This is a genomic window from Pseudoalteromonas sp. DY56-GL22 (assembly GCF_041414715.1).
In the GTDB taxonomy this organism is placed as follows: domain Bacteria; phylum Pseudomonadota; class Gammaproteobacteria; order Enterobacterales; family Alteromonadaceae; genus Pseudoalteromonas; species Pseudoalteromonas simplex.
Map to the genome: position 1 here is coordinate 218,996 of NZ_JANHZR010000003.1, position 20,133 is coordinate 239,128.

Here is a 20,133-nt window from a genome sequence, read left to right on the forward strand (position 1 = left end):
TTATATCAATGGTAAGAAATGCAATAAGTTCATTTCTAGACTCCACATACCAGAGGGTTACATATGCTATTTAATGGCGATTTGACAACTGAATGTCCAATTAGACAAAAGATCCGTGATTTCTACCGTATTGACGAAAATGCGGTTATTGATCATATTTTGCCTTTGGCTGAAGTAGGCGTGAAAGCGCGTAGCCGAGCGTGGGAACGTGCTCGTCAAATGGTTTTAAATATCCGTCGCGATCAGGATGGTCAAAGCGGTGTAGATGCATTACTAAATGAATTCTCACTTTCGAGTGAAGAAGGCGTTGTATTAATGTGTCTTGCAGAAGCACTATTACGTGTTCCAGATAAAGCAACGCAAGAGTCACTAATTCGTGACAAACTTGCTAAAGGTGACTGGAGCTCGCATTTAGGTAGCAGCGATTCTTTATTTGTAAACGCCTCTTCTTGGGGTCTGTTAGTAACCGGTAAAATGGTTAACTACAGCGACAAGTCAAAAGAGCAGCAATTCGGTGTTCTTAAGAAAACAATTGGTCGTTTAGGTGAGCCTGTTATTCGTAAATCTGTGAACTTCGCGATGAAGATCATGGGTAAGCAATTCGTTATGGGTCGTACTATCAACGAAGCGATTGAACGTGCAGCCGATAAAGAGCAAAAAGGCTACGTATACTCATACGATATGCTAGGTGAAGGCGCACGCACAATGAAAGATGCAGAGCGTTACTTCAACAGCTACATGACAGCTATCCACGCAATTGGTAAAGCAGCAAATGGCCGTGGTCCAATCAAGAGCCCTGGTATCTCAGTTAAAATTTCTGCGATTCACCCACGCTATGAATTCACACATCGTGAACGTGTTATTGCTGAAATCGTACCTAAGTTGAAAGAACTTGCACTTGCAGCGAAAAGCTACGATATCGGCTTTACTGTTGATGCTGAAGAAGCTGACCGCTTAGATATCTCTTTAGATGTTATTGAAGCGGTATTCAGTGATGACGATTTAGGTAACTGGAACGGCTTTGGTTTAGCAGTTCAAGCATACCAAAAACGCGCTATTTTTGTGGTTGAATGGGTTGCAGAGCTAGCTCGTCGCGTTGGTCGTAAACTAATGGTTCGTCTTGTAAAAGGCGCATACTGGGATACAGAAATCAAAACCACTCAACAAGATGGTTTAGATCACTACCCTGTATTCACGCGTAAAGCGACCACAGACGTTTCTTACAAAGCCTGTGCTATTAAACTACTTGAAGCACGTGATGTACTGTACCCGCAATTTGCTACACACAACGCCTACACTGCGGCAACTATTTTAGAAGTTGCAAAAGGTGACAACGAAGGTTTTGAATTCCAACGCCTACACGGTATGGGTGAGTCGTTATTCGACCAAATCGTAAGCCAAGAAAAAATTCAATGTCGTGTTTACGCGCCTGTAGGTCAACATGAAGACTTACTTGCCTACTTAGTACGTCGCTTATTAGAAAACGGTGCTAACTCATCATTCGTAAATGCGATTGTTGATACCACTAAGCCTGTTGAATCACTGTTACCTGACCCTGTAGAAACACTGCAAGGTTTACGTAACAAGTACAACACGCAAATTAAGATGCCAATTGATTTATACGGTGAAGAACGTGCTAATTCAAAAGGCATGGACTTAACTGATATCAATGTAATCACACCATTTAAAGAAAACCTTGATACCTGGTTTGCTGAGCACCGCATTGAATTAAGCGATGTGCCAGAAGGCTCTCTTCCGGTAAAGAACCCTGCGAATCACAAAGAAATCATTGGTCATGTGAAGCTACAATCTTCAGACGAAATGACTGCACTTTTAGAAAATGCAGAAAAAGCATTTGAGTCATGGTCACAAACGCCAGTAAAAGAGCGCGCAAACCTATTACGCCGCGTTGCTGATATCTTAGAGCGTCACCACGATGAGTTAGTGGCACTGTGTATCAAAGAAGCGGGTAAAGTAACTCAAGATGGTATCGATGAAGTTCGTGAAGCAGTGGATTTCTGCCGCTACTACGCTGCACGCGCAGAGGAACTTTCTGAAGATGAGCGTTTTGAAGCACGTGGTGTGATCTTATGTATCAGCCCATGGAACTTCCCACTTGCAATCTTCCTAGGTCAAGTTGCTGCGGCAATCGTGACAGGTAACACAGTTATTGCTAAACCTGCTGAGCAAACAAGCTTAATTGCACTTCGTACCATTGAACTTATGCTATCTGTTGGCTTACCAGAGCACGTTGTACAACCTGTTATTGCTCGTGGTAGCGAAGTAGGTAAAACAATCGTTCCTGATGAGCGTATTCAGGCTGTTATGTTCACAGGTTCTACAGAAACCGGTACTGTTATTTCGCAAACATTGGCTGCGCGTAATGATATTCAAGTACCGCTTATTGCTGAAACGGGTGGTCAAAACTGTATGATCGTTGACTCAACTGCTCTACCAGAGCAAGTTGTTGATGATGTAATCAGTTCAGGTTTCCAAAGTGCTGGTCAACGCTGTTCTGCACTACGTGTATTATTCTTACAAGAAGACGTTGCTGATGGCATCATTGAGATGATCAAAGGCGCTTTAAAAGAACTTCACGTTGGCGACCCTTCATTACTTTCAACTGATATCGGTCCTGTTATCGACGAAAAAGCACTTAAAAACTTAAGTGACCACGTTGAATACTTAAAAGGCAATGCAACACTTCACTATGAGTGTGCTATTCCTGATAACAGTGAAAATGGTGCTTACTTCTTTGCGCCTCGTTTATACGAAATCAAAGATTTATCTGTACTTAAGCGCGAAGTATTTGGTCCTTGTGTACATATCATCCGCTTTAAAGGCACAGAGCTTGATAACGTGATTGACCAAATCAATGGCACGGGCTTTGGCTTAACGATGGGTGTGCATTCACGTATCGAAGAGCGCTGTGAATACCTAGCGAAAATGTCACGTGCAGGAAACGTTTACATCAACCGTAATATGATCGGTGCGATTGTTGGCGTACAACCTTTCGGTGGCCGTGGTTTATCTGGTACTGGTCCTAAAGCGGGTGGCCCTAACTACCTACAACGTCTAGTGAAAGAAAAAGCATCACCAGATAACGTACAAATGACTAACCTAACACCTGATGAGTTAGATACTCACCACTATTCAGGTGCAGCTGAGCAAGTTGCTAAGCTAATGGATAACTCATTACGCGATGAGAAGATCTGGCGTGCGACACCACTAAATGACCGAGTTTCTGCTGTACGTCAATTACTTGCAAAAGTAGCGACTGTAGAAATTATTGACGAGCTTGCCGATGACTTAGCATTAACGCTAGCTGATGCACGTGCGCAACTTAACCGTCTTGAAAAACACATGCGTAAGCACACTGTGTTGCCTGGGCCAACGGGTGAGTCAAACACACTTCACTTAGAGCCTCGTGGTTGTGTGGTTTGTTATGCAGATAAGAGTACGTCATTTAACTTCTGGGCAATTTCGGTTATCACAGCACTTGCTGCTGGTAACACGGTAATCACGGTTGCTTCTGAGTTATTCTTTGACGAAGCGGTTGCATTCAGAGACAAGTTTATCTCTACAGGTATCGCTGAAGGTGTATTCCAAGTTGCTAAACCTAATCAGTTACAAGCTATCTTAGCGCACCCTCACCTTGCAGGTGCGGTTGTTGCAGCTCGTTCATCACGTTTAGGCTACTTTAGCCAGCAGCTAGCACAACGTAAAGGTGCAATCCTGCCAGTGATCAGCTCTGAGTACTACGACACGCTAATCAAGCGCTTACTGACTGAGAAAACAATCAGCGTTGATACAACCGCATCAGGTGGTAACACATCACTAATGACCTTGGTTGAAGACGACGAGTAAGTTGTATTGCAATAACTAAATGAGAAAGCCCTCGCTAGTCGAGGGCTTTTTGTTTACAGCCATAAAAACCCCTCCTTTTTACTATTATTATTTACTGATACACGAACTTTCTGCTAATTTTATATTATTGTAGTCGTTTAGAAGTAAAGGTCTTGAAAACACTTCCTATCAATCAACTTAAGCCGGGCATGTTTGTACAGAGCGTGACAAAACAAACAGGCAAGATCCGTATAAAAAACCAAGGTTGGGTTAAAACACAGGGAAGTATAGACAAGCTGATCAAAGCTGGCATATTAGAAATTGCGATCGATCCAGACAAAACACTGACCTTAGACAGTGACAATAAAGTGGTTGAGCAGCAACACAATCCGCAACCAGTAGGAGACGCTGCCGCTTTCGATCCTTGGCACACCACTCACAGTGTGTCAGCAGAAATGACTAAAGCCAATAACTTATATAACGAAGCAAGATCATTACAAAGTAAAGCCTTTGACGATATTCGTAATGGCAACAAAATTGATATTGCCCCTTTTCAAGAGCTCGCGACTGGATTTATTGACTCGGTTTTTCGTAACCAAGATGCGCTTGCTTGTATCACCCGTATGCGTGACAAAGATACTTATCTACTTGAACATTCAATCAATGTTTCGATTTTAATTAGTATCTTTGCTAAACACTTAGGTATCGAAAAAACCATTATTGAGGAGCTTGCGACCGGTGCTTTACTGCACGATATTGGAAAAATAAATATTCCCGATGAAATACTCAATAAACCCGGAAAATTAACCGATGCCGAATACCAAACTATTCAAGACCATGCTCGTTTTAGTAAAGAAATTTTAGAACAAGCAGGCTTGAGCGGAATTGCTGTTGATATAGCAGGCTTCCATCACGAACGTTTAGACGGCAGTGGCTACCCATTTGGTAAAAGTGCTGAAGAGATTAGCTTGTACGTACGTATGGCTTCGATTGTTGATGTTTATGATGCATTAACCGCAGAGCGGGTCTATAAAGCTGGTATGGAGCCAATTAAGGCATTTAAGATACTCAAAGATGGCTGCCCCGATAGCTTTGACGGAGACCTAGTCACTAAGTTTATTCAGTGCATCGGTGTTCACCCAGTCGGCACCTTAGTGAAACTTGAAAGCCAAAAATTAGGTGTGGTCACTCACAGTAACCCTACTAGCCCTTTAAAACCTCAAGTTAAAGTGTTCTATAACGCTAAACATGCACGCTATACCGAAATACAGGATATAAACTTAGCAAATAGTCGCTGTCACGACAGTTTAGAAGCCGCCGTCAGGCCGACTGAGTTCAACATCGACCTGATCCGCTTTTTTAAGAACTCAATTTTACCTTAATCCCTTAAGCTCAGGACTGGTTATTCAGGCCAGTCTTGTAATGCTTTTAAGGTAAACTCATAGCCATCGTAACTTAATAAGCTCTGCTCTGGGGTAATTTCAATTACTGATAACACGCCGATGTTATCGCCTTCATATAACTCACGACCATTTAACTTAATCCAGCGCTTCGATGTTTCTGAAGCATAAATATGCGCTTGATATTTTATGGTAGGAATAAGGCTTTGTAATGCATCTGGCAAAAGCTCAATAGGCTCTGCATAAGACGTGTTTTTAGTGCTACGGGTAATATCAACACTATGTTTGTTATCAACATCTTCAACTGCTTTAGCAAAGGCATCTTTCAATGTATCTGGCACATCTCTTAATTCATCATTTGTTGATGGTTGAGAAGCCGGTTGACTTGGCTGACCATCAAGCGGCTTGCCTAGCACCTTATATTTACTTAAATCAATGCCATTACTGCTCATTTGCTGCGGATTGATTTGCTGCATTGGCTGCAAAAACTGTGGCTGTGATTGATACACTGGCTGATTTTGATACATAGCTTGCTGCTGGTACTGAGGCTGAACTTGATAACCTTGATTAGCATACACAGGGGCTGAATTTACCGGAACTTGCACCCACTGATATTGCTGACCTTGCACTGGAGTCTGCTGCATCATTTGTTGCGGTACAGATTGTTGCACTTGCCCTTGTGGCATGGCAGGTGATTGCCCTGAGTTATTGGTCACTTGCGGGGTTTGGCTTTGTGCTACTTGCTGTTGCATCGTTGGTTGTTGTGTTTCAGGGTTTGCCTCAACTTCAGTCGCAACGTTTTCTGCGGCTTCATTACTGTTATTAACAACCTTTGGCTGCTCAGCAACTTTAGTTTGCTGTAACCATTTACCAATCGAAAAACCTGCCATAAGGGTTAATATCGCCGCCAGTAATAGGCCAAATGAAAAGGCCAAACGGCGATAGCGCGTTAATTCTTGCTGTTGTTTGAGCGCAAGAGCGGCTTGGTCATGATCTACGGCAGTTTGTGCATGCTGATCAGACTGTTTAATTGCATCTAATAATAAGGACATAAATGAACACTCGTTATATTAGGTAGGATAAACCAATACCCATTCCTAATACGGCTAAAAATGAAACTGGGTAAAGCCAAACATAACTCGGCTCTTTATTTGTTACTGTTGCAACAGGGGTACTGGTTGGAGGAAGAGCCTCAGCAGCAGAGAGCATTACAAGCTCACTGTCGATACTTAGCTTTTGCTGTGAAAACGCACCAACGAGGCACCGCTCACACAACAAATTGATTAATCTCGGCACCCCTTGAGTAACCTGATAAATCGCTTTTAACGCATCCCCTGAGAACAAGGCTTGCTCTGTCCCCGCTTTAAATAAACGATGCTTAACATAGGCAAACACCTGCCCTTCAGTAAGTGGCAATAAGTGATAACGAGCCGTAATGCGCTGGGCAAGCTGCCTTAATTCAGTGCGTTTTAATAACTCTTGCAGTTCAGGTTGCCCTACTAACACAATTTGCAGTAGCTTTTTATGATCTGTTTCGATATTGGTTAACAGGCGCAATTGCTCTAGCACATCAGGGGCGAGTAATTGAGCTTCATCAATAATTAAAATGGTATGACCGCCCGCTTGATTATTTGCCTCAAGGTGCTTTTTAATCACATCAGTAAGCGTCTTCAGAGTCGCATTCGCGCTGTCATACTCAATCTTTAATTCGTCACAAATACTGGCAAGCAGCTCAAGCTGTGACAAAGCTGGGTTATGAATTTGTGCCACTTGCGTGTTTTCAGGTAACTGCTCTTGCAGGCTTCTTGTTAGTGTTGTTTTACCTGTACCCACTTCGCCTGTTAATAATACGAAGCCTCCCGCTTCACCTAATCCATAGGTAAGGTGCGCTAATGCCTCTTTGTGGCGCTCACTAAGAAATAAATACTCAGGATTTGGGGCAATCGAAAAGGGTTTTTCTGACAAGCCAAAATAGCTTAAATACACCGTGTTATTCCTTGCGTTTAAAATCACGGTCTATAATGGCAAAAAACATCGCTACTTAAAACCTTGTTTACATTTTATTGGTTAAATAACGTAAAATAGCGAAAAGGTAAAATTATAGGTGTTTTATGCAGGTTTATTTAGTCGGTGGCGCAGTCAGAGACGCCCTACTTGGTCGTGACGTTAAAGAACGCGACTATGTGGTAGTTGGTGCCACGCCAGAACAACTGATCAGCCAAGGTTATCAACAAGTTGGTAAAGATTTTCCGGTATTTCTACACCCACAAAGTAAAGAAGAATATGCGCTGGCGCGCACCGAGCGAAAACAAGGTCAAGGTTACACTGGCTTCATTTGTGATTTCGCGCCGGATGTCACATTAGAGCAAGACTTAGTTCGTCGAGATCTCACCGTAAACGCCATAGCACAAGCCCAAGATGGCAGCTTAGTTGACCCATTTTCTGGCCAGCAAGACCTTGAAAATCGTGTCTTACGCCATGTCTCAGATGCCTTTAGTGAAGACCCTCTACGCATATTGCGAGTAGCCCGCTTTGCTGCTCGTTATCATTACCTAGGTTTTACTATTGCGCCAGAAACCCAGTCACTATTGACCGAGATGGTTAAAGCCGGTGAACTGAACACGCTAACTGCTGAACGCGTTTGGTTAGAATGCGAAAAATCCCTCAGTGATGGCGCATTTAGCGAGTTTCTAAATGTACTTGCCAGCATCCATGGCCTGTATGTAATTAGCCCTGAGCTTGAAAGTAAATGGTGTGATGAGCTTTACCGTACCTTACAAGCTCGCTTTGCCTATGCGAATGAACAACAAATTAGTGACACTGCGTTATTATTCAGCCAAGTTACCTTAGCGCTTTCAAGCGATGAGATAAAAGCGATAGCTAGCAACATACGCTTACCTAATGAAGTGCGCGATTTAGCGCTGTTTAGCCAAACTCATCAAACAAGTTTAAGTGCAGAAAAGCCGACTAGCGAGGCCGTTTTTGCTTGCTTTAATCAACTTGATTTATGGCGTCGCCCTGAACGTTTTGAGCAAGTACTCAAAGCATTAGAAGTTAGTCACCAACAGCCTGTAGTTTGTTATGACTCTCTCAAAAACGCAGCCACCCAAGCACGAGCTGTTAACCCGCAACAGTTTATTGCGCAAGGTATTAAAGGCGCAGAAATAAAAACCGCGCTTGAGCAAGCGCGGTTAGAGATTATTAAAGGTTACTTTTCGTAGCGCACTAAACGCAAATAAACATCGGACGTTTTTGCGTGAAGACTGTTGATGCCTTTATCAAACTGGTACACCCAAGCTAGATCAGTACGACTGATACCTGAAGTGCTACTCCAATAGTTTTGCAGCTTAGTCGATAAAAATGCGTTTTCGTTGATACTAGGCTGCACACAACTATGCTCTAAAATACTGGCTAACTCTTTAACATTTGGTACATGCCAATCGCTGTAATCAGCAAAGGTTGCATTTTCAGCCCCGCGTAAAGCTTCGCCCCAAGTAAGCTGCTGACTATTACCTTCACACGTATCCGTTTCAGCGTTGTAGCTTTGACCAAACGTACAACGTTGCCACATTAGACCTGTTTCGCTATCACTTACTGTACCATCTTCGTTAATAACAAAGCGGCTATCAGGAGTCGTTTCATTGACAGCGCTATAACATACTTGCGCAGCGGCATAACCCGATTGCAGAGCAATACCGGTAATTACTGTAATTAATGGTAACTTTCGCATATTACTCTCCTGGCGTTCTAACTAAGCGCACAAAGGCGGTGTTACTTTTCGGATATGCTAAATCATTAGCACTACTCATATCGATAATATAAGCTTGCGATAAACTTGTACCGTCTGCCGCGGTTTGCGAAGTCCAATAAGGCATAAATGAACTGCTACCAGTGCTTAACTGAGTATCACTTGGTTGATTTGGGAAGAAGTCACTGTTAAGTAACGTAGACTCACCTTGCTTGGCATAATCTAATAACCCTAATAATTCCGTGTAAGTTGGCACACGCCAGTTTGTGCCACCGCAAAAGTCGCTGCTGTTCACATCATTAATGTAAGTTTGTAGGCCACAGTCACTGCTGCTTGGACAGGTAGAGCCCGCAGCCCCTTGCACACTACCCGTTTGCACACCGCTTGAACCATTTAAATACCAAGTATAATGATTTGATGCTGCACGCTCGGAGGTTGCCGGTGGCAATGTTGAACTGGCTTCTTTTACTTCCCAAATAAGCCCAGTTACATTATCGCGTACGCAACTAAAGCTAGTCGCATCATCTGGAAGTTCGTCAGCAAACTCATTCATCTTAGTAAAATCAAATGCCAAATCACCTAGGCCGACTTTATCAAGCTGATTTGCGACGCTGTCACGACCTATATCTGCGTCTTGGCTTGGGAAGTCTTCGCTGCTGCAATTAATTTTTTGCGAATTGTTGTAGCAATCACTCATCCCGGTATCGTTAATTAACCCCAGTGGTTTTGGGCTAATATCAATAATCACTGTATCTGTGTCGCTACGCGATTTACTGTCTGTCACGGTAACTTCAAAACTAAGCTCTGAATCGGTATCAACATCAGGGGCTACAAACGTCGTGATACATTGGTTCTGGTTTGCCAAGGTCACAGTTTCGCCTGTTAATTGCTGCCAAAAACATGATTTTGTTGCCGTCACAATTTCACTATTGCTGGCATCAAGGGTTACGGTATCAAACTCGATAACCTGCTGATCAACACCTGCATCAGCAATAATTACCTCAACCGTTTTGTTTAAGGTGAACGACGCCTCAGTACTTGCTGAGCCACCTTCATCATCCGTTACAGTTAAACGCCATGTCATCGCTGTATTTGATTCAAGTAGTGGGTGAGTAAAGCTAATGGTTTGGTTGTTGTAGCTGTCAGCCGTTAAATCAGGGCCATCAAGTTGAGTCCATAAATAACTGTCAACTGTACCGTTTTCATCTATATCAGCAGATTCTTCGCCACTTAATGTGATCACATCATTATATTTTGACGGTAACTCTTCTGGCGCAGTTTGGGTGATCACTGCAACTGGCAGTTGATTATTCGAGGTAATAAAAATACTGACCTGATCGGAAACAAGTTGCCCATCGTCGGTTTGGTAATTTACTTTTAAAACAAGTTCTGAGTTAAGTTTAATATCAGGAGCTGTAATGGTTTGTTCAGCACCTTCGGCAGGAAAACCTTCTACTGCGGGGCCACTGACACGCTCCCAGGTAAAGGTACCATCTGCAGGAGAGCCTTTAGCTGAGACAGTAAATTCACTTTTTTCAATAATTTGTTGATCTGAACCAGCATTAACTGTCGCTGCGATTGTATTCGAATCACTCGAACCGCCACCACCACAAGCTGTTAATGTTGTTAATGCTATTAGGCTAAGAGGCACTAATCTCATGAATACCACCTTAAAATACAAAGCCGGCAATAACCGGCTGCCAAATAAACTAACAACTAGCAATTAAAATGCCAAACTTGGGGTTATAAATAACTTTCTTGGTGGATACGTACGAAGAGCTTGGTGCCTATTTTACTGTAATCAACTTTGTATTCTCTGCCATCTAGGGCTTGGATAAACAACAAACGTTTTTCTTCTGCAAATACATCTGGGCTTGATACATACACCATTTCTAAATAACGCTCTTTAGCCTCGCGACGATTTTTTGGCAGGTCTTCTTTAAACGGCTCTAAACCATTTTGAGTAACTTTAATGCGCGGATGGTTCTCACCATTCACAACCACTAAATCGAGTTTCTTATCTTTATGTATAATTGTGTTTCGACCGCTTTTAATAAAAGAACGTTCTTGACTCATAGTCTTTTCCTACTACATAACTGCCGCCTATAGCTTACTTTTCTGTAAGCGAGTCTCTAAAAACTCTTTAGGGTTCAGTTTCCAACGATTCAAATCAGCACTGAATTGCCAAATATCAACATCAAGAACATTGGCAGGTAATAGTAAATCGTATCCTGTCAACTGCCTTAAATGTTGCGTACGATTGGCAAACATGGCAATCAATCCTTTATAAATCTGACCACTAGGGGCCGTGTAGTCCGTCTCTTCTATTAACCATTCTGATGGGCAATCACCATTTTTGCAATACTTTTGAATGACTTGCATAAATAAATGACGTTGCTCGATAAGTAATCGTCCGGCAATTCTTGGGTGAATCTGTGTTAAAAATTCATCTATGTTATTGAGTTTAATACCAACTGCATTTAACTCAAGGTATTCTAAGCCCTGTTCCACTTTTGGTATACCACTATGATGAAAATTAGCACGATTTAACTGCCAATTCCCAATCTTATGATGATAAATAAGCAAATTCTGAGTAAAAGTTAAGCTAAAGTATGGTTCTTGAGTTTTTAAAAAGCCAATAAAAATTGCCGCTATACAGGTTGTGGCCAAAAAAATCTCAACAATGCTAATTTCACCGGGTCTCAATAAGTTAACCAGCATAATAATGATTAACCCTATTCCACCAACAATTAAAAACTCACTGCCATGGCGAGATGATTGAGCACGCACTTTTAGTGCAGGAAGATTTTTATCCATAAACAGAGAAGTAAAAAATAAACATCACAATTGTGACCAATATTATTTTTCTGAGCGTTAAACAATAATTACACTTTGGTGCTTTACTCATTCTAAACCTTTCTTAATTTGTCACAATAAAGGAACAAATTAGCATAACTTTTCACTTTTACGCTAAATGCACAAATTTATGAGATACCTGACATACGTGGCACGTACTAATTTTGTACACTACACTCAACTAAATTTCTGGTAACACGACGATGTACTCTACACAATCTGGTAAGGCACTATTCCCTTTTATTATTACCCTTTTTCTAGGGTTATGCATTTACTTATACCTTCCTTCGAGCCAAGGTGAGCAGAGCAACTTCTCAGGCGCTGCAACTCAAGTAACAGCTCACACTGTCACATCTGAAGAAAATGCTGTGCTCATAGAAGCAATAGGTAGTGCTCGTGCTAACCAAGCGATCTATATTCGCAGTGCGCAAAACGATTATGTTACAGATATATTTTTCAATGATGGCGACTTAGTCAGTAAAGGTCAAAAACTGGTTCAGTTACAGTCTCAAGAAGAAGAATTAGCAGTTAAAGAGCTAAGCATTAATTTACGCGAAGAGCGCCGTCAACTTGATCGTCTCACTGAACTATCACGCTCACAATCAACGGCTAAATCTTTACTAGAAGAGCAGCTTTCACGTGTTGATGCAACCGAGGCGCAGCTTGAGAGCGCCAAAACCAAGCTAGCAGAAATGACAATTAAAGCACCGTTTTCTGGCTTACTTGGCAAGCGCGAGATTTCAATTGGTACTTATGTTAGCAATACTACAAACATCACCACCCTTGATGATATCAGTATCATTAAAGTCGACTTTAAAGTGCCAGAAAAATACCTAGCGCAGTTACAACTGGGTATGAAAGTGATGACGCAAAATGATGCTTACCCAGAAAAAACCTTCAACGGTAAAGTGACCCACATTAGCTCGCGTATCGACTCAGTCACTCGTAGCGTTGAAGTGACAGCAAGCTTTATCAATGAAAAAGGCCTATTACGCCCAGGCATGCTGTTAAATACAGCATTAGAGCTAAGCTCAAACCAAGCGCTAATGGTACCAGAGAAAGCCGTCATTCCTCAGAAAGACAAACACTACGTGTTCCAAATTGAAGATGGCGTTGCTAACAAAGTCGAAGTACATGTGGCGGGTCGTCACAATGGCTGGGTAGCTATTGATAAAGGCCTTGAAAATGGTCAGCAAGTCGTGACTGAAGGCATCATTAAGATCCGTACTGGCAGCAAAGTAAGTATCAAGGGCTAAACCATGAAAATTACTGATACTAGCGTTAAACGCCCGGTCTTTGCGATCGTAATAAACCTGTTGTTACTTACCTTTGGTTTGGTGGCATTTTCTATGCTACCACTGCGCGAATACCCAGATATTGAAACACCGATTGTTAGTGTGAGCACTGATTACACCGGCGCCAGCGCAGAGATTATTGAAACTAAAATCACCCAAGTACTCGAAAACCGCATTTCGGGTATCGAAGGCATCAAAAGTATTAACTCATCAAGCCGAAATGGCCGCTCAAACATCACCATTGAGTTTAATATCAGCCGCGATATTGATGCCGCATCAAACGATGTACGCGAACGTGTAGCCCGTGCACTTGATAGCTTACCAGAGCAAGTTCGCCCGCCAGAGGTCTCTAAGTCAAACAGTGATGAAAGCCCTATTGCCTGGTTCGTACTAAACAGTACTACCATGGATTCATTACAGTTATCTGATTACGCACAGCGCTTTATTGTTGACCGATTAGCCGTTGTTGATGGTGTCTCTAACGTACGCGTGGGTGGCGAGCGTAAATACGCCATGAAAATCTGGTTAAACCGTAAAGCGATGGCAGCACGCGGTATTACCAGTAGCGATATTGAAAACACCTTACGCACTGAAAACGTTGAACTACCTGCCGGTGAAATCGAATCTATCGACCGTGATTTTACAGTACGTACCGCGCGTAGTTATAAAGATCAGCGAGATTTTAGAAACTTAGTAATCAAACGTGGTGATGATGGCTATTTAGTACGTTTAGGTGAAGTGGCCGATGTTCACCTAGAAGCTGCTGACGACGAAAGCTTATTCCGTGGTAATGGCCGTAATATGATTGGTTTGGGTATCGTCAAGCAAGCCAAAGCCAATACCCTAACCGTGGTTGATAATGCCCGCGCTGAGCTTGAAAAAATTAAGCGAAACCTGCCAGAAGGCACCACCATTCAAGACAGCTATGACTCATCAATTTTCATCAAAGAATCGATTGATGAAGTATATAGAACCCTTGGGATTTCAATGGCGCTGGTTGTATTAGTTATTTACCTATTCTTAGGCAATATTCGCGCAACCCTAGTTCCTGCTGTAACCGTACCAGTGGCGTTAGTGGGTAGCTTTATGTTCTTGCTCGCTATGGGTTACTCAATCAACTTGTTAACTCTTCTGGCACTCGTGCTTGCTATCGGTTTGGTAGTGGATGATGCGATTGTAATGCTTGAGAATATTCACCGCCGTATAGAGCTGGGTGAACCACCACTGCTTGCTGCATTTCGTGGTGCCCGTGAAGTTGGCTTTGCGATTATTGCCACCACCCTCGTACTGATTGCGGTGTTCGTGCCGCTAGTGTTTATGGATGGCCGTATTGGTGCCCTATTCACGGAATTTGCGATGGCAGTTAGCGCCGCAGTGTTCTTCTCTAGTATTACGGCATTAACACTTTCTCCAGCGCTTTGCTCTAAAGTATTGAAAGCTTCAGAAAAAGAAAGCAAGTTTAGCCAGTGGATGGATAGAACCTTTAACAAAATCGAAAACGCCTATCGTAACTCGCTGGCTTCAAATATGAGCCGTAAATGGAGCTTGCTACTGACTATGATTTTGGCTGGTGTTGCCAGCTTTATGCTGTTTCAAAAAGTGCCTTCAGAGCTTACGCCAAAAGAAGACCGCGGTACTTTCTTTATCATGATGAGTGGTCCTGAGGGCGCAAGTTATGAAAATAACGCTGCAAACATGGCAAAAATTGAAGAACGTTTAATGCCTTACTCTGAATCTGGTGAATTAAGCCGAGTGCTTGTTCGTGTACCTGGCTGGGGTGGCCAAGGTGGTGTTGCTATCATTGGTATGGCCGACTGGGATAAGCGTAAGCGCTCAACATGGGAAGTAATGGACGAAATCAGCGGCAAAATGACTGAAGTGACCGATGTGCGTGCATTTGCAATTATGCGCCGTGGTATTGGTGGCGGTGGTTCATCTCGCCCGATTGAATTTGTACTGCAAGGTAACGATTACGACCAACTAGCCGATTGGCGAGACCGTATCATTGAGCGTGCTGAGAAAAATCCTGGCTTGGTAAGAATCGATCACGATTACAAAGAAACATTCCCGCAGTTTTTAATCAATATTGATAAAAACAAAGCCGCTGATTTAGGGGTTTCTGTATCAGATGTAGGCCGCACACTCGAAACCATGTTAGGCCAACGCCGCGTAACGACCTTTATCGACCGTGGTGAAGAATACGATGTGATTTTAAAAGGCACCAAAGAAGACTTTGCTAATCCGACTGATATCTCAAATATCTATTTAAAATCACGCAGTGGCGAATTAGTACCGCTTGATAGCTTAATTAGCTTAAAAGAAGAAGCCACAGCATCGCGTTTAAACCGTTATAACCGTATGCGCGCAATTACGTTAAGTGCGAACTTAGCAGATGGTTATACCCTAGAAGAAGCGCTTAACTTCTTAAATCAAGTTGCAGCAGAAGAAAACGACATCGACGGTGCAATTGACTACAAGGGTGAATCCCAGCTGTTCTATGAAGGCGCATCGGCAATGACCTATGTATTCATACTGGCATTGACAGTCACCTTCTTAGTACTTGCAGCCCAGTTTGAAAGCTTTATTCACCCATTTGTGATCATGCTTACTGTGCCACTTGGTTTAGTGGGAGCATTATTTGGTTTGTGGTACACCGGACTTACTCTTAATATTTACAGCCAAATTGGTATTGTAATGCTGATAGGTTTAAGTGCGAAAAACGGTATCTTGATTGTTGAGTTCGCCAACCAACTGCGCGATAAAGGCGTTGAGTTTAACGAAGCGATTAGCCAAGCTGCTACGCAGCGTTTACGCCCAATTATTATGACCTCATTGACCACAGTGATGAGCTCGGTACCGCTAGTTCTTGCAAGTGGCCCAGGTGCAGAAAGCCGCATGGTAATTGGTGTGGTGGTGTTTACTGGTGTTATTGTTGCAACCTTACTTACCTTATTCGTGGTACCTGCAGCATACAGTGCACTTGCTCGAAATACTCAGTCGCCTGAGTACTTGCAAAGCAAGTTAGAACAACAAGCAAAAGACAAGCCGTTAGAAGAAATTTAAAACGCACTTTATTGATACAAAACGCCGTCTTTACGGCGTTTTGTTTTTTCGGCTATAGTCAGCAAAACGATAAGGGAGTTTAATATGGATAACAACATACAAATAGCCACTTTTGGCGGCGGCTGCTTTTGGTGTATTGATGCCGCATTTAGACGTGTGAAAGGCGTCCTTAATGTCAGCTCTGGCTATGCAGGCGGTGAGATTGAAAACCCTAGTTATCAGCAAATTTGTACTGGCTTAACGGGTCACGCTGAGGTGGTTCAGCTCGATTTTGACAGTAGTATCGTGAGCTATAACACCCTGCTTGAAATGTTCTTCACTTTACACGATGCCACACAATTAAACCGCCAAGGTAATGATGTCGGCACTCAGTATCGCAGTGTTATTTATTATCATAATGAACAGCAAAAAGCAGAATCTCAAGCCATGATTGATGCTTTACAAAAGCAAATTCGTGAGCCGATTGTCACCGAGCTGAGTCCGCTTACAAACTTTTATCCTGCAGAGCAGTACCATCAAGACTATTACAATGAAAACCCAAATCAAGGTTATTGCAGTATTCTTATTGCCCCAAAGCTTGCAAAGTTCGAACAGTATTACGCAGCTAAACTTAAATGAAAAAAGCCCGCTAAGTAGGTAGCGAGCTTTTAAACGCAGAACTAATAATTTTCCTTATTATTAGAACTGATAACGGGCACCTACAAACAAGCGACGCTCGGCCGTGTTGTAGTAATAAAATTCGTCGTTGATGTAATCACCATCTAGGTCTGTACCATAGGCATCAACGGCGTTGTACTCTTTATCGAATAGGTTTTCTACACGAAGTGACACTATTAAGTTGTCAGTCGCTTGGTAGTGACCAACTAAATTCCATAACGTATACGATGGTAAGTGCGTTAACTTGCCATCACGATCACCACGGTATTGCATATCGATACCAGCATCAAAATCACCCCATGCTTTGTTTAATGACCAATTTACACTGTGATTTGACACATAGGTTAGTGACTGACCTGTCTCAGTATCTTCCGCTGAAAGGTAGGTAAAGTTAAAGCTGTGATCAAAGCCAAACACTTGGTTTTTAAAGCTAAACTCAACACCTTCGTGGCGAGCTTCGTTTATATTAGTTGGGATCCACTGCCCTGATGCATTTGGTGCCCAAGCGATTTTGTTGTCGATTTCGCTGCGGAAAATCGCAATATCAAGGCTGATATCATTCACATTGAGTGATAAGCCAAGCTCTTGGTTATCTGATGTTTCAGGGTTTAACTCTGGGTTACCTGAGCCTGGGTAATATAGGTCATTAAATGTTGGAGATTTAAAACCTGTGCTTTGACTTACGCGGAATGTCGCGATGTCATTTAAGTGATAGCCAACAGCTGCAGTGTAAGTTGTTTCATCACCAAACTGCTGATCATCATCTTGGCGAACGGTTAGGTTTGCCAGCACGTGTTCGTCGTCATAATAAGCGCCAACAAACGCAGCGAATACTTCACGGCTGTCTTTTAAATAAGTACCTGAGTTAGTGTTCACTTCATCTTTATACCAACTCAGACCGCCACTAAGAGTCAGTACTTGATTGAAAAAGTATTGGCCATTGTAATCAATTTGCTCACGCTCAGTTTCAAACTTATCAACCACCGTTGCACCCGTGTAATCAATGCGTGAGTCATCTGAGCTATCACTTGATATGGCAATATCAATGGCATGACTGTGTTTTTCGAAAGCCTTTTTCCAACCTAGTGAAGCTTGGTAATTTTCGAACTCGCCTTTTTCTACGGTGCTGTCTGCAGGGCTATAAGCGCTATCGTATTTTGCTTCGCCTTCTGAGTATTGTGCTTGCGCTAAAAACTCACCTAACTGCTCATTTTGATAACCAAGATTAAAGCCAAGGTTTTTGTTCTCGTAGCCGTCTTCATCTGGCGCTAAGCCTTGCAGAACATCAAAACCATCTGTTTTTTCATAACCGGCATTAACGGCAACATCAACACCTGCAAACTGACCACCTGTCGCTACTTGGTACTCTTGGTAAGAGTCTGAGCCAAAAGTAACATCTAAGGTCGTGTTTTGTGCTTTACGGGTAATGATATTAATTACACCAGCTAGCGCATCAGAACCATATACAGCTGCACGTGAGCCTTTAATTACTTCAACACGCTCAATACTGTTTAAAGGAATATTGCTAATACTTTTATAGCCAAGTGTTGCAGAGCCTGTGCGTACACCATCAATTAAAATAAGTGTATGACGAGAACTTGCACCACGTAATGACACACCAGAGCTTTGCCCAAAACCACCATTGGCATTAATTTGAAAGCCTGCTTGAGTGGCTAGTAAGCTTGGTAAGTCACGCACATAGCTTGCTTCAATATCAGCGCGGTCGATGACAGTAACACTGGCTAATACATCATTAATTGATTGTTCGAATTTATTGGCAGAAACTGTGATGTGCTCGATTGATTGCTCGTCAGCAGATACAGAAAAAGACAACGCAGCAGCAACCGCTACGCCTAACGCAGATTTATTTAGCATGATATCCCCTAGCCTGTGCCCACCGCACACGCGAATAGTAAGTTACTTCAAGGCCGGTCTCCGGACTCTGTACATGCATGGCATCTACATTACCGTTGCGGGGGCAGTGTTGGCATTGTTTTCTCCCTGAAAACGCACCAACTTCCCGATTATCTTGCGACTATTTCACCCTTTGAAATAAAACGTATCTGAAGATACAGCAAGCACCTCGAAAATAGGCCGTTATTGTGATGATTTTGGGGAGGAAAGTCAATGGACGGCTATACTTCTAAAACAAAGTTTTAAGTCTAAAGCTTCAAGCTGCAAGTTAAGTGCTAAGGTGTAAGCCTAAAGTAAAAAAGCCAATCAGCATGGCTGATTGGCTTTTATAAAACAATGATTACCAGAAATACTCATGGGGTTTCGAGTTTCCTAACGAAAAAACAATTCCTTCTGGGTCAGCACCATTAAGCACAAGCTTACAAAGAGCTTTATTTAAACGTCTTCTTGGCTTGGTCATCGTCATTTTCACCCACCAACTTGGTGTTTGTTGGTAAAAATAAGTACTGTGTGGGCCTGTGTATTTTCTGTTTATTTTACCGTGTTTATTACGATCTATTGCTTTGTTTTTTACTGACATAAATATCCTCTAGCTGAAAATAGCTAGAAGATATCTTTTTCTCTGTAACCTAATATTTGTCTCAAAATACGCTCCTTGTAAAGTTCAAAAACTTGTAGGCTTATAGCTTAAAACTTACAGCTTAAAGCTAAAAACATAGAGTATTAATCGCGGAAGTTTTTGAACTGGAATGGTTGACCTAAATCAGCAGTACGAACAACTTGCATTGCTTCTTGTAAATCATCACGCTTTTTTCCAGTTACACGTAATTCTTCACCTTGAATAGCAGCTTGTACTTTAATTTTTGAATCTTTGATTAACTTAACGATTTTCTTCGCTACGTCTTTTTCGATACCTTGCTTAAGAGCAACGTCACGCATTACGTATTTACCGCTACGCGATTCATCTTTAAGCTCAAGGCTAGATACATCTAAGCCACGCTTTGAAATTTTCGCAGCAAGAATGTCAAAAAGTTGCATTACTTGTTGCGGTGCTTCTGCTTTTAACTTGATTACTTTATCACTTAGTTCGATTGATGCATCAACACCACGAAAATCAAAGCGTGTCTCTAGTTCACGCTTTGCATTATCTACTGCATTCTGCGCTTCGTTCATTTCTACTTCAGAAACAATATCAAATGAAGGCATGGGGTTCTCCTAACATAGTCTTTTTTAAATTCATTTATGGTTGGCAATTATAACGCTTATTTGTCGATTCTTTCTATTTTTATCCGACTTGTTCAGGTGCGATGCAAAAATTGTTTGTTATACTGGCCATTCAATTTCGGCATTTTTA

At 42.2% G+C, this 20,133-nt stretch carries 15 protein-coding genes and 1 riboswitch; of the genes, 6 read left to right on the forward strand and 9 right to left on the reverse strand.

Features of this window, described 5'->3' with window-relative positions:
* Positions 1–63 precede the first annotated feature (63 nt).
* A complete protein-coding gene (gene putA, locus NO991_RS08915) occupies positions 64–3,867 on the forward strand; it encodes a bifunctional proline dehydrogenase/L-glutamate gamma-semialdehyde dehydrogenase PutA (protein ID WP_138599685.1) in 3,804 nt (1,267 codons plus the stop codon).
* A 152-nt stretch (positions 3,868–4,019) separates the two neighbouring features.
* Positions 4,020–5,228 carry an HD-GYP domain-containing protein gene (locus tag NO991_RS08920; RefSeq protein WP_054551117.1) on the forward strand — a complete coding sequence of 403 codons (1,209 nt, stop codon included), beginning with the start codon at positions 4,020–4,022 and terminating at the stop codon, positions 5,226–5,228.
* Positions 5,229–5,248: 20 nt separating this feature from the next.
* Here NO991_RS08920 and NO991_RS08925 read toward each other — a convergent pair whose 3' ends face one another.
* Both NO991_RS08925 and NO991_RS08930 read right to left on the reverse strand, forming a co-directional pair.
* Positions 5,249–6,298, reverse strand: coding sequence for a general secretion pathway protein GspB (locus NO991_RS08925; protein ID WP_300362168.1), 1,050 nt, complete (start codon positions 6,296–6,298; stop codon positions 5,249–5,251).
* Between the two features lie 13 nt (positions 6,299–6,311).
* On the reverse strand, positions 6,312–7,232 hold the full coding sequence (locus tag NO991_RS08930; protein WP_138599682.1) for an ExeA family protein: 921 nt from the start codon (positions 7,230–7,232) through the stop codon (positions 6,312–6,314).
* 125 nt (positions 7,233–7,357) lie between these two features.
* Between NO991_RS08930 and NO991_RS08935 the strand changes: the two genes are divergently transcribed.
* The gene (locus tag NO991_RS08935; RefSeq protein ID WP_294408102.1) at positions 7,358–8,467 is read left to right on the forward strand and encodes a tRNA nucleotidyltransferase; all 1,110 of its coding nucleotides are present in this window, start codon (positions 7,358–7,360) and stop codon (positions 8,465–8,467) included.
* Here NO991_RS08935 and NO991_RS08940 read toward each other — a convergent pair.
* The 4 genes from NO991_RS08940 to NO991_RS08955 all read right to left on the reverse strand — a co-directional run bounded on the left by NO991_RS08940 (position 8,455) and on the right by NO991_RS08955 (position 11,811).
* Positions 8,455–8,976 carry a DUF1566 domain-containing protein gene (locus tag NO991_RS08940; protein WP_300363160.1) on the reverse strand — a complete coding sequence of 174 codons (522 nt, stop codon included), beginning with the start codon at positions 8,974–8,976 and terminating at the stop codon, positions 8,455–8,457. The two genes, NO991_RS08935 and NO991_RS08940, sit on opposite strands and share 13 nt — an antisense overlap.
* Position 8,977: 1 nt before the next feature.
* On the reverse strand, positions 8,978–10,654 hold the full coding sequence (locus tag NO991_RS08945) for a DUF1566 domain-containing protein (protein ID WP_300363162.1): 1,677 nt from the start codon (positions 10,652–10,654) through the stop codon (positions 8,978–8,980).
* 83 nt (positions 10,655–10,737) lie between these two features.
* Positions 10,738–11,070 carry a hypothetical protein gene (locus NO991_RS08950; protein ID WP_054551111.1) on the reverse strand — a complete coding sequence of 111 codons (333 nt, stop codon included), beginning with the start codon at positions 11,068–11,070 and terminating at the stop codon, positions 10,738–10,740.
* A gap of 27 nt (positions 11,071–11,097) precedes the next feature.
* Positions 11,098–11,811, reverse strand: coding sequence for a DUF2982 domain-containing protein (locus tag NO991_RS08955; RefSeq protein WP_138599679.1), 714 nt, complete (start codon positions 11,809–11,811; stop codon positions 11,098–11,100).
* Positions 11,812–12,053: 242 nt separating this feature from the next.
* On the opposite strand from NO991_RS08955, the gene NO991_RS08960 reads away from it, so the two are divergent.
* The 3 genes from NO991_RS08960 to msrA all read left to right on the forward strand — a co-directional run bounded on the left by NO991_RS08960 (position 12,054) and on the right by msrA (position 16,826).
* Complete coding sequence (locus tag NO991_RS08960) at positions 12,054–13,106, forward strand: efflux RND transporter periplasmic adaptor subunit (protein ID WP_371351942.1); 1,053 nt, start codon at positions 12,054–12,056, stop codon at positions 13,104–13,106.
* Positions 13,107–13,109: 3 nt separating this feature from the next.
* Positions 13,110–16,208, forward strand: coding sequence for an efflux RND transporter permease subunit (locus tag NO991_RS08965; protein WP_371351943.1), 3,099 nt, complete (start codon positions 13,110–13,112; stop codon positions 16,206–16,208).
* An 84-nt stretch (positions 16,209–16,292) separates the two neighbouring features.
* Positions 16,293–16,826, forward strand: a complete 534-nt coding sequence (msrA, locus tag NO991_RS08970; protein ID WP_054551107.1) for a peptide-methionine (S)-S-oxide reductase MsrA — start codon at positions 16,293–16,295, stop codon at positions 16,824–16,826.
* Between the two features lie 60 nt (positions 16,827–16,886).
* Here the strand turns inward: msrA and NO991_RS08975 are convergent, their stop codons facing one another.
* The 3 genes from NO991_RS08975 to NO991_RS08985 all read right to left on the reverse strand — a co-directional run bounded on the left by NO991_RS08975 (position 16,887) and on the right by NO991_RS08985 (position 19,985).
* Positions 16,887–18,740, reverse strand: a complete 1,854-nt coding sequence (locus tag NO991_RS08975; protein WP_371351944.1) for a TonB-dependent receptor domain-containing protein — start codon at positions 18,738–18,740, stop codon at positions 16,887–16,889.
* A gap of 33 nt (positions 18,741–18,773) precedes the next feature.
* Positions 18,774–18,928, reverse strand: a riboswitch (cobalamin riboswitch).
* Positions 18,929–19,119: 191 nt separating this feature from the next.
* The gene (locus NO991_RS08980) at positions 19,120–19,359 is read right to left on the reverse strand and encodes a hypothetical protein (protein ID WP_371351945.1); all 240 of its coding nucleotides are present in this window, start codon (positions 19,357–19,359) and stop codon (positions 19,120–19,122) included.
* A gap of 143 nt (positions 19,360–19,502) precedes the next feature.
* Complete coding sequence (locus tag NO991_RS08985; protein WP_054551104.1) at positions 19,503–19,985, reverse strand: YajQ family cyclic di-GMP-binding protein; 483 nt, start codon at positions 19,983–19,985, stop codon at positions 19,503–19,505.
* Positions 19,986–20,133: the final 148 nt, after the last annotated feature.

Bases quoted from the DNA above. Each gene is read 5' to 3' on its own strand.
- putA (WP_138599685.1), top strand. From the start codon at position 64: ATGCTATTTAATGGCGATTTGACAACTGAATGTCCAATTAGACAAAAG.
- NO991_RS08925 (WP_300362168.1), bottom strand. From the start codon at position 6,298: ATGTCCTTATTATTAGATGCAATTAAACAGTCTGATCAGCATGCACAA.
- NO991_RS08935 (WP_294408102.1), top strand. From the start codon at position 7,358: ATGCAGGTTTATTTAGTCGGTGGCGCAGTCAGAGACGCCCTACTTGGT.
- NO991_RS08940 (WP_300363160.1), bottom strand. From the start codon at position 8,976: ATGCGAAAGTTACCATTAATTACAGTAATTACCGGTATTGCTCTGCAA.
- NO991_RS08945 (WP_300363162.1), bottom strand. From the start codon at position 10,654: ATGAGATTAGTGCCTCTTAGCCTAATAGCATTAACAACATTAACAGCT.
- NO991_RS08950 (WP_054551111.1), bottom strand. From the start codon at position 11,070: ATGAGTCAAGAACGTTCTTTTATTAAAAGCGGTCGAAACACAATTATA.
- NO991_RS08955 (WP_138599679.1), bottom strand. From the start codon at position 11,811: ATGGATAAAAATCTTCCTGCACTAAAAGTGCGTGCTCAATCATCTCGC.
- NO991_RS08960 (WP_371351942.1), top strand. From the start codon at position 12,054: ATGTACTCTACACAATCTGGTAAGGCACTATTCCCTTTTATTATTACC.
- NO991_RS08965 (WP_371351943.1), top strand. From the start codon at position 13,110: ATGAAAATTACTGATACTAGCGTTAAACGCCCGGTCTTTGCGATCGTA.
- msrA (WP_054551107.1), top strand. From the start codon at position 16,293: ATGGATAACAACATACAAATAGCCACTTTTGGCGGCGGCTGCTTTTGG.
- NO991_RS08975 (WP_371351944.1), bottom strand. From the start codon at position 18,740: ATGCTAAATAAATCTGCGTTAGGCGTAGCGGTTGCTGCTGCGTTGTCT.
- NO991_RS08980 (WP_371351945.1), bottom strand. From the start codon at position 19,359: ATGTCAGTAAAAAACAAAGCAATAGATCGTAATAAACACGGTAAAATA.
- NO991_RS08985 (WP_054551104.1), bottom strand. From the start codon at position 19,985: ATGCCTTCATTTGATATTGTTTCTGAAGTAGAAATGAACGAAGCGCAG.